This is a genomic window from Microbacterium sp. 01T413_2, assembly GCF_056398985.1.
The window spans coordinates 1-9,302 of the sequence record NZ_JBFTQL010000054.1 but is presented as its reverse complement, the minus strand read 5'-3'; the positions used below and the strand labels follow the sequence as shown (position 1 = coordinate 9,302).

Below are 9,302 nucleotides of genomic sequence, written 5' to 3'. Positions count from 1 at the left end.
CCTCGATCCCGAGCGCGGCGGCGACCGCCCGTGCCGCGCGCGCCGGAATGGTCTCTCCGGATTCGGCACCGAACGCGATCACGAGGCGTTCGCCGAGACCCTGGAGCGCCGCGATCTCCGGCAGGTAGGCGAGAGTCGCCGGCATGTTGCGGAAGAGCGGATCCGTCCGGCTGCCATCGTCGGCCGTCGGCAGTCCGAACATCGAGGGGTCGGGTGCCGGGCCGTCGAGGTACCCCTCAGGCACCGGGCCGTCGAGCATCACGAACTGGATGAACTTCGCCAGCGCCGGGCCGCTCCCCTCCGCTGCGAAGGTGCGCTTCATGTCGGCCGTCACCGCGAGCACGGCATCCCGGTCAGGCAGGAAGTCGGCCACGGGAGGCTCATGCACCACAGCGATGCGGACATCGTCGGGATTCGCAGCGAGCAGGGCGAGCAGGTTCACGCCTCCGCCGCTGCTGCCGAACGCATCGACCGGTCCGACGCCGAGCGCGGCGATCACGCGGTGCAGGTCGTCAGCGTGCCGCTGCACCGTGATGTCCGCGGTGCCGACCGGATTGCGCCCCGCGCCGCGCGGGTCGTAGGTGACGACCGGACGGTCGCCGAAATGCGAGGCGAGGATCTGGAATCCCGTCGCGTCCATCGGCGCACCGAACAGGAACAGCGCCGGCCGTTCGACGCTCGCCGTGGCGAGATCACCATGGATGTCGTACGTGATCGCGTCATCGCCCTCGCCGACCGTGCGGGTGACGACGGTCCGTGCTGCGCTGTCCGACATGCTTCCTCCTCGAGATTAAATACAACTGATTGGTTGTAGATTACGTCGCGTCTGCGGGAACCGCAAGAGCGCATCGCCCCGTCTCGGATCGTCCGCTGCTCTCGCCGCGACGACGCTCACGATCTAACGTGGATCCATGGCAGGCAGAGCCGAGACCTTCCTCGAGATCGACGGCGCCCAGGTGCGCGTATCGCACCCCGACAAGGTCGTCTTCCCGCAGGCGGGGCTGACCAAGCTCGACCTCGTCGAGTACTACCTTGCGGTGGCGGACGGAGCGCTGCGCGGAGCCGGCGGGCGTCCTATGGTGCTCAAGCGGTTCGTGAAGGGCATCGACGCCGAGCCGTTCTTCCAGAAGCGGGTGCCCGAGCATCCCGACTACATCGGCACCGCGGTGCTGCGCTATGCGTCGGGCAATTCCGCGGAGGAGGCGGTCCTCACCGATGCCGCGGGGCTCGCCTGGATCGTGAATCTCGGCTGCCTCGATCTCAACCCGCATGCGGTGCGCGCGGCCGACCTGGAGCACCCCGACGAGCTGCGGGTCGATCTGGATCCGATGCCCGGCGTCGAATGGTCGCAGATCGTCGACACGGCCCTCGTCGTGCGCGAGGTGCTCGATGACTGCGGGCTCGTGGGCTGGCCCAAGACCAGCGGCTCCCGGGGCATGCACATCCTGGTCCGGATCCAGCCCGAGTGGGACTTCGCCGCCGTGCGCCTCGCTGCCGAGACGCTGGCGCGCGAGGTGGAGGCCAGGGCGCCCGGGCTCGCCACCGCGCGCTGGTGGAAGGAGGAGCGCGGCGAGAGCGTGTTCGTCGACTTCAACCAGAACGCGAAGGACCGCACCGTCGCCTCCGCGTACTCGATCCGCGCCCTGCCGGATGCGCGCGTGTCGACTCCGCTCGCCTGGGACGAGGTGCGCCGACGCCGCCCGGACGAGTTCACGGTGCCGACCGTGCGCACGCGCTTCGCCGAGATCGGCGATCCGCATCGGGGCATCGATCGGGAGGCGGGGTCGCTGTCAGCGCTGCTCGCTCTGGCCGAAAAGCTGGGTCCGGCGGAGAAGCCRCCGCGCGGATCCGATGGATCCGGGCGCCGCGCYTCGACCATGCCGCTCATCGAGATCGCCCGCACGAAGACCAAGCCCGAGGCGCTCRCTGCGCTCGAGCAGTGGCGTGAGACGCATGCGTCCGTGGCGTCGATGCTGCATCCGGCCGATGTCCTGATCGACGGGATGCGCGGATCGAGCTCGCTCTGGTACCGCGTGCGGGTCAATCTGCAGCATGTGCCCGAGGAGCAGCGTCCAGCGCAGGAGCCGCTGCTCGCCGACTACGACCCGTGGGCCGGGAAGAGCTGGCAGGGCTGACGGGCGCGGCCGTCATCATCCGTTCCAGCGTTTCGCGGAGGGCCTGCTCCTCCCGCTCCGTCGCACACTGGACAGCACTCTGCGAGCGGGCGTAGAACAGTCGGCAGAGGAAGGGGCGGAGATGCCCGAGGACGCGGCCGCGAAGTTGTTCCGGGGCGGGGTCCCCGACGCCTACGAGCAGCTCATGGTGCCCCTCATGTTCCGGCCCTTTGCCGACGACATGGTCGCCCGGGCCGTGGCACGCAATCCTGTTGCGGTGCTCGAGCTGGCCGCGGGGACCGGTGCAGTCACGCGCGGGCTCGCGACCGCGCTGCCAACCGGCAGCACGTTGGTCGCCACCGATCTCAATGCCGGCATGCTCGCCGTCGCCGAAGCTCGCGGCGCGCCCCGGCCGGCAGGCGCCCCCGCCGTGGTCTGGCAGCCCGCCGATGCCCAGGCCTTGCCCTTCGACGATGCGACCTTCGACCTCGTGGTGTGCCAGTTCGGCGTCATGTTCTTCCCGGATCGGCCGGCCGCACACGCTCAGGTGCGACGAGTGCTGCGACCCGGAAGCACCTACCTGTTCTCGGCATGGGACTCGATCGCCACCAACGCCGTCGCCCTGGCGGTCGATGAGGCCTATCGCCGGGTGCTCCCGGACGCGCCGCCGAATGTGGTCACCCGCGTCGCACACGGGTATCACGACGCGGAGACCATCCGCCGGGACGCCGAGGCCGGCGGCCTCATCGTCGACGCGGTGGAGGCGGTCGACCTGATCGGGACGGCGGAGTCGGCGGCAGCTGCCGCGGTCGCGATCCCGCGGGGTACACCGATGCGTGCAGAGCTCGAGCCGTACGGGGACGAGGTGCGTGCCCGCATCGAGGCGATCGCGGCGGAGCTGCTCGAGCAGCGCTTCGGCCCTGGACCGATCCGCACGCCGATCCGCGCGTTCGTGGCGACCGCGCACCGCTGATCTGGCGAGCCTTGCGGCCCGGCCCGCGAGGTGCGATCCTTCCATTAATTCCTCAATTGATGAATTAGTGGAAGGATCATCCGTGGACCGCGACGAACCCCAGCCGAGCGCATCCCTCGTCCTCGATCTCGCGCAGCTCTCGGCCGCCGAATTCTTGGCGGTGGGCGGGAAGGCGGCCAATCTCGGCGAACTCATCCGCGCCGGCTTCGACGTGCCCTCGGGGTTCTGCATCACCACCGCGGCGTATCGCCGCACGGTGCACGGCACCGTCATCGAGGAGGGAACGATGACCGACGCCTCGGCCGCACGCGCCGCCGTCATGGCGGCACCGATCCCGGCCGAAGTGGAGAGCGCCGTCCGCGCGGCCTACTCCCGGCTCGGCGCCGGGCCGGTCGCGGTGCGCTCCTCCGCCACCGCTGAAGATCTCCCCGGCGCGAGCTTTGCCGGCCAGCAGGACACGTACCTCGGCGTCACGGGCATCCACGACGTGCTCAGCGCCGTGCAGCGCTGCTGGGCATCGCTCTGGACCGACCGCGCCGTGGCGTACCGCAAGGCGCACGACATCAGCGGCGCGGGCGTCGCCCTGGCTGTGGTGGTGCAGACGATGGTCGACGCCGAGTCCGCCGGGGTGCTGTTCACCGCGGACCCCGTGACGGGCCGGCGGCGCCAAGCGGTGCTCGATGCGGCGCGCGGGCTCGGCGAGTCGGTCGTCTCCGGATCCGTGGATCCGGACCACTTCGTGATCGACACCGCCACTGGCCGTATCCTCGACCGCCGGCGCGGCGGCGGCGATGCCGTGAGCGTCACAGACTCGCAGGTCGCGGCGCTCGCGTCCCTCGGCGATCGCGTGGAGCGCACGTTCGGGACCCCGCAGGACATCGAGTGGGCCACCGACGGCGAGGGCAAGCTGTGGCTCACGCAGTCGCGGCCGATCACGACCCTGTATCCGGTTCCGGTGCGCGATGCGCCCAAGCCGCCGGATGAGATCCGCGCCTTCTTCTGCATCAGCCTCGCCCAGGGCCTGCACCGGCCGATCACGCCGATGGGGATCGCGGCGTTCCGCGTGATCGGTGCCGGCTTCCTGGACCTCATCGGCCGCCGTCCGGCTCGGATCGCCGACGGCCCCGGAGGCCTCGCCGTGGGCGGAGATCGCCTGTTCGTCGACGCGACCCCGATTGTCCGCTCTGCGGCGGGGCGCGCGATCTTCCCGCGGGCCCTCGATGTCATGGAGGCGCGGTCTGCGGTCGTGCTGCGTGGTCTGTTCGAGGATCCGCGTTTCGCCGTCGTTCCCGGATCGCGACGGCGCTTCCTGCGCGCGTTCCTCCATGCCGCCACCCGCATCCGCGCTCCGTTCGTGTTCGCACAGGCGCTCGCCGAACCGCGCGCGGCACAGCGTCGCGTGCGCCGTCTCGAGGCCGAGGTGCGCGCGTTCGACGCCCCAGCGGGCACGATCGCCGACCGTGTCGACGGCGTCGTCGACCTCATCTTCCGGGCGATGCCGTACGCACCGCGCAGCCTTCCGGGTGCCGCCGCCGGCTTCGCGATGCTGGGCGTCGCACAGCGTCTGCTGGGCCCGGCGATCCGGCCCGGCGACATCCAGGCGGTGCTGCGCAGTGCACCGGACAACGTGACGACGCAGATGGATCTCGACCTGTGGGAACTCGCCGTGCGCGCGCGTGCTGACGCAGACTCGGCCGTCGCCCTGGAGACCGGCTCTGCGCGAGAACTCGCCGACAGATTTCTCGACGGCGTGCTGCCGCCGGTGCTGCAGGACGCGATGATCGCCTTCCTCGATCGCTACGGACATCGCGCGGTCGCCGAGATCGACCTGGGGATGCCGCGATGGGCCGACGATCCCGCGCACTTGTTCGGCGTACTGTCCGGCTATCTCCGCCTCGGTGCAGACGCGGACACCCCGGCCCAGCACTTCGCCGAGGGCGCAGCCGAGGCCACAGCCATGATCGAGACGCTGTACCGTCGTGCGCGCCCGCACCGGCGGATTCGCGCCCGCGTCGCGCGCAGCTGCCTGCGGCGGGCGCGGGCACTGGTGGGGATGCGGGAAGCGCCGAAGTATCTGGTGGTCCTGGCGCTGCGGCAGGCGCGCGAGACGATGCTCGGGATCGGGCGCGAGCTCGCGGCGGCGGGTGCGCTCGCAGACGCACAGGACGTGTTCTTCCTCGACTTCGAGGAGACGAAGCGCGTCGCCGCAGGCGACGATCTGCGCACCGTGATCCACGAGCGTCGCGCCCGCTACGACACCGAACTGCAGCGCAGGCATGTGCCGCGCGTGCTGCTGTCGGATGGGACCGAGCCCGAGGCGGTCGGCACCGCCGCAGCAGCCACGGAGGGCGCGCTGCGCGGCACACCCGCATCGGCAGGAACGGTCACCGGGATCGTCCGCGTCATCCTGGATCCGGTCGGCGCCGAGCTGCAGCCGGGAGAGATCCTCGTCGCGCCGTCGACAGACCCCGGGTGGACGCCGCTGTTCCTCACAGCCGGCGGACTGGTCATGGAGATGGGCGGCGCGAACAGCCACGGTGCGGTTGTCGCGCGTGAGTACGGCATCCCCGCGGTCGTCGGCGTCGCCCGCGCGACTGAGCTGATCTCGACCGGGGAAGAGGTGACCGTCGACGGCGCAGCCGGCGTGGTCTCCCTTTAGCGCGATCAGCCCTCCACACGCAGCAAGCCGCGTGGCCGGGTACGAGAAAACCCCCGATAATCCGGGGGTCTCGATCTGTAGCAGGAGCGGGGCTTGAACCCGCGACCTCACGATTATGAGTCGTGCGCTCTCACCAACTGAGCTACCCTGCCGCACGGCATCCGATGGATACTGCGAGCCCCGAGTCAGGATTGAACTGACGACCCCTTCCTTACCATGGAAGTGCTCTGCCACTGAGCTATCGGGGCGTGCTGCCCTCAGAGGGCAACCAGACGAGAATACCAAAGAATCGGCGCGTGGCCGAATCGAGGCGACCCCGCCGTAACACGGGCGTGTCCGCGTTGGCCGAGACCGATCTCAGCGTGGTTCGAGGATGCGCCTCTGCAGTTCCGCGACGAGATCCGCGCTGCCGGCGAGGTTCAGACGGCGTGCGACATCGGGCCCCTCCGGACGGGCGAACACGCCTCCCGCCTCCTGCACGAGAAGCGCTCCCGCGGCGAAGTCCCACGGGCTCAGGCCGCGCTCGAAGTAGCCGTCGAGGCGCCCCGCCGCCACATACGCGAGGTCGGTCGCGGCGCTGCCCCCGCGGCGAAGGTCGCGGGCCACGGGCATGACCCGGCCGACCGTGGCGAGGTCTCCTGCGTGGGTGCTCGGGTCGTACCCGAAACCCGTGGCGAGCAGGGCGCCGGCGGCCCCGGGCTCGGCGATGCGGAGGCGCTCGCCGTTCAGGTAGGCGCCCTCACCGCGAACCGCGGAGAACGTCTCCCCCAGCACCGGTGACTGCACCACGCCGGCGAGCGCCGTCCAGCGATCGGGATCGCTGCCGCCCTCGACGATGGCGATGCTCACCGCGTACAGCGGGATCCCCGATGCGTAGTTGACCGTCCCGTCGATCGGGTCGACGACCCAGGTGATGCCCGTGGTCCCCTCGCCACCGCCGGTCTCCTCGCCGAGGAAGCCGTCCCCCGGACGCTCAGCATCCAGGCGCGCACGGATCAGCGCCTCCACCTCGCGATCCGCCTCGGTCACGATGTCGGCCAGTGTCGACTTGCTCGCCGCGATCGAGACACCTTCAGCCCGCCGACGTCGAGCCAGCTCCCCCGCCTCGCGGGCGATGTCGATCGCGAGGTCGCGGAGTTCGACGGCGGTCACGAGGCGGCCGGCGGCGTCGGCCCGGCAGACGGAGCAGGCGGCGCGGGCGGGAACGCCGGAATCGCCGGCGCCGACGGAGCAGCCGGATCCGTCTCGGCCGCCGCAGTCTCCGAGTGCAGTGCGCCCGTCAGGCCGTGGCCACCCGCGACAGCCTCGGGAGCCGCCGCGGCAGCCTCGGCCGCGGACTCCGCGGGGATCGCGGGCTGCGACGGAGTCGGCACAGCGGACGCCGGCGGGGTCGCCGCGGCCGGCTGCCCCGGGATCGTCGCYCCCGGCGARGGCACGCCCGTGTAGTACGCGTTCCARTCSGGGCTGCCGTCCGCGARGAWSGGCAGGGGCGTGCGSCCGTCGGCAWARGTRGGCCACGGCTGCGGCTCAGCCGCCGGGTAGGCCACGGCGGCCGGGGCGGCGTAGGCCACGAGGGCCGGTGCGCCCGGCGCAGGGCGCTTCGGGGCGAACAACGCGTTCAGCAGCGGGATCAGCATCGTGCCGACCGCGGTGAGGATCGTGAGGGCGACCACGATCCGCCAGTACAGCTCCTGGTAGTCGAACGTGTGCGGGAAGGTCAGGTAGAACACCAGCATCACGACCAGGGACGCGAGGAACGCGTACGTCACCCAGACGATCCCCCGGGTGAACGCGGTCTCGTGGCGGGCCGCCGCCTTCTGGAACAGCCGTACGTGCAGCAGCGCGAGCTGGAGGATGCCGACGACGAGGATCAGCTGGAAGAAGCGCTCCACGCCACCGAAGTAGCTGTCATCCGGCAGCCAGATCTTCACCGCACCGACCAGCAGCGCCACGATCCAGGTGATCATGCTGAGCAGCGCGAGCCAGTCCTGACGGTTCGGCGCGAGACTGGCCTCGAGGATCGCGATCGCCGCGAACCCGGCGAGCAGCACGATCGTGAGGAACGCCCGTCCGATCAGGCCCTGCTGATCGCCGATGAGCACCCACACGACGCACACCAGGGCGGCGGCGATGAGGGCTCCGATCGCGATCCAGATCGCTCCTCGGATGAGCAGTGAAGTGTTCGGCCCGGACTTGGCCGTCGTCGTGTTCGCCATGGGGTCCCCCGTCTGTCGTGCTCTCATCCTCGCACGCGATGTCGCGGCTTCTGCGGGCGATGCACGATCAGGGGAGAACTCGTCTCCGCGGGACTCTGTGCAGGCGGATGCGATGCGGGGACGCGCGTCGCGCCGGGTCGGCGGGACCGTCAGCGTCCGGAGGACCGCTGCGCGAACGCCGCGATCAGCCCCTGCGCCTCGGATCCTCCGAACGCGGCCGCGATCGTGCGGGCCTCCTCGTCCAGCTGCTCCGGGAACGTGCGCTCCGGCCGGGAGCGGATCAGGCGCTTCGCCTGTCCGTACGCGCCGAAAGCTCCCGTGAGCCAGAACCGCGCGACCTCCTCGGCTCGGGTGCGCACCGCGGCAGCGACCGCCTCCGCGTCGCCCTCGCCGACGGCCTCCGCAGCGATGCCCCATTCGATCGCCTCGGCGGCGGAGAGCATGCGGTCGGTGAGCAGGAGCTGCAGCGCGCGGCGCTGGCCGACCGCTGCGGCCAGCTGGGCGCTGACGGAGAGGTCGGGGGTGAGCCCGACGTTGGCGTACAGGCTGCCGAAGCGCGAATCGGATCCGACGACGGCGTAGTCGCTCGCGAGCAGGATCCCCAGCCCTCCGCCGGCGGTGGTGCCGTGTGCGGCGGCGACGACGGGCACCGCGGACGTCGTCAGAGACGTGATGCCGGCGTGGATGACCTGCGCGAGCCGCTCGATCTCCTCATTCCCGCCCATGCCCGTGGCCATGTCGATGACATCGCCGCCCGCGCAGAACGCACGCCCCTCGCCCTCGATCAGGATCGCGCCCACCGCGCTGTCGCCCACGGCGGCGGCCGTCGCATCGGCCCACGCGTGCGCGAGCTCGGCGTTGAAGGCGTTCAGTCGCTGCGGCCGGTTCAGGGTGATGCGGGCCAGGCCGTCCTCGACGCGGTAGAGCAGGGGCTCGGACATGGTGCTCCTTCGGGATCGACGGCGATCGTGCGGCCGTGAGCCGCGCGTCCAGCCTACCCGCGGCACCACCCCCGGTGGTACCCAGTCTCAACCTTCGTGAACCTGAGGCTCAGCGCCGCGCCTCGGGCCGCGCCGGTGTCAGGCGTCGCCGAGCACAGAGGCGACGAAGGAGTACACGCGCCGATGCGTGCCGTCCAGGCGCCGGTCAGCGTGCTGATCCGCGCGGATCTCGTTGGGCGCGAGTGGAGGCACGATCCGCACGCTCTCATGGCAGGAGAGGTCGGCGCAGATGTAGGTGCCCACGACGGATCCCTTGCGTCCCTCCTCCCCTGCGCGGCGAGCGGCGAACAGAGCGACCTGGTTGCCGGGCTGCATCGTGTGGCAGAGGTTGCACATGCC

Annotated in this window: 8 protein-coding genes and 2 tRNA genes; 3 read left to right on the top strand and 7 right to left on the bottom strand. The window is 71.0% G+C overall.

Annotated features, from left to right (window positions below):
- The coding region (locus tag AC1DMN_RS18055) for an alpha/beta hydrolase (protein ID WP_477384730.1) at window positions 1–775 on the bottom strand (775 nt) is incomplete at its 3' end.
- Between the two features lie 136 nt (window positions 776–911).
- Here AC1DMN_RS18055 and AC1DMN_RS18050 point away from each other — a divergent pair.
- The 3 genes from AC1DMN_RS18050 to AC1DMN_RS18040 all read left to right on the top strand — a co-directional run bounded on the left by AC1DMN_RS18050 (window position 912) and on the right by AC1DMN_RS18040 (window position 5,746).
- Complete coding sequence (locus AC1DMN_RS18050) at window positions 912–2,135, top strand: DNA polymerase domain-containing protein (RefSeq protein ID WP_477384728.1); 1,224 nt, start codon at window positions 912–914, stop codon at window positions 2,133–2,135.
- 121 nt (window positions 2,136–2,256) lie between these two features.
- Entirely contained in the window at window positions 2,257–3,087 is an 831-nt protein-coding gene (locus AC1DMN_RS18045; RefSeq protein ID WP_477231077.1) for a class I SAM-dependent methyltransferase, read from the top strand.
- Window positions 3,088–3,169: 82 nt separating this feature from the next.
- Window positions 3,170–5,746 (top strand): PEP/pyruvate-binding domain-containing protein, encoded by a 2,577-nt coding sequence (locus AC1DMN_RS18040; protein WP_477231078.1) that lies wholly within the window; start codon window positions 3,170–3,172, stop codon window positions 5,744–5,746.
- 78 nt (window positions 5,747–5,824) lie between these two features.
- On the opposite strand, the gene AC1DMN_RS18035 is transcribed toward AC1DMN_RS18040, so the two are convergent.
- The 6 genes from AC1DMN_RS18035 to AC1DMN_RS18010 all read right to left on the bottom strand — a co-directional run.
- Window positions 5,825–5,898, bottom strand: a tRNA-Met gene (locus AC1DMN_RS18035).
- Window positions 5,899–5,922: 24 nt separating this feature from the next.
- Window positions 5,923–5,994: transfer RNA gene (locus AC1DMN_RS18030), tRNA-Thr, on the bottom strand.
- 109 nt (window positions 5,995–6,103) lie between these two features.
- The gene (locus AC1DMN_RS18025; RefSeq protein ID WP_477231079.1) at window positions 6,104–6,898 is read right to left on the bottom strand and encodes an inositol monophosphatase family protein; all 795 of its coding nucleotides are present in this window, start codon (window positions 6,896–6,898) and stop codon (window positions 6,104–6,106) included.
- On the bottom strand, window positions 6,895–7,962 hold the full coding sequence (locus AC1DMN_RS18020) for a hypothetical protein (protein WP_477384726.1): 1,068 nt from the start codon (window positions 7,960–7,962) through the stop codon (window positions 6,895–6,897). Before AC1DMN_RS18020 ends, AC1DMN_RS18025 begins: the two co-directional genes overlap by 4 nt.
- 149 nt (window positions 7,963–8,111) lie before the next feature.
- Window positions 8,112–8,903, bottom strand: coding sequence for an enoyl-CoA hydratase/isomerase family protein (locus AC1DMN_RS18015; protein WP_477231081.1), 792 nt, complete (start codon window positions 8,901–8,903; stop codon window positions 8,112–8,114).
- A gap of 138 nt (window positions 8,904–9,041) precedes the next feature.
- Window positions 9,042–9,302, bottom strand: a 261-nt coding sequence (locus tag AC1DMN_RS18010) for an FBP domain-containing protein (protein ID WP_477384724.1), incomplete at its 5' end; no start/stop codon positions are given.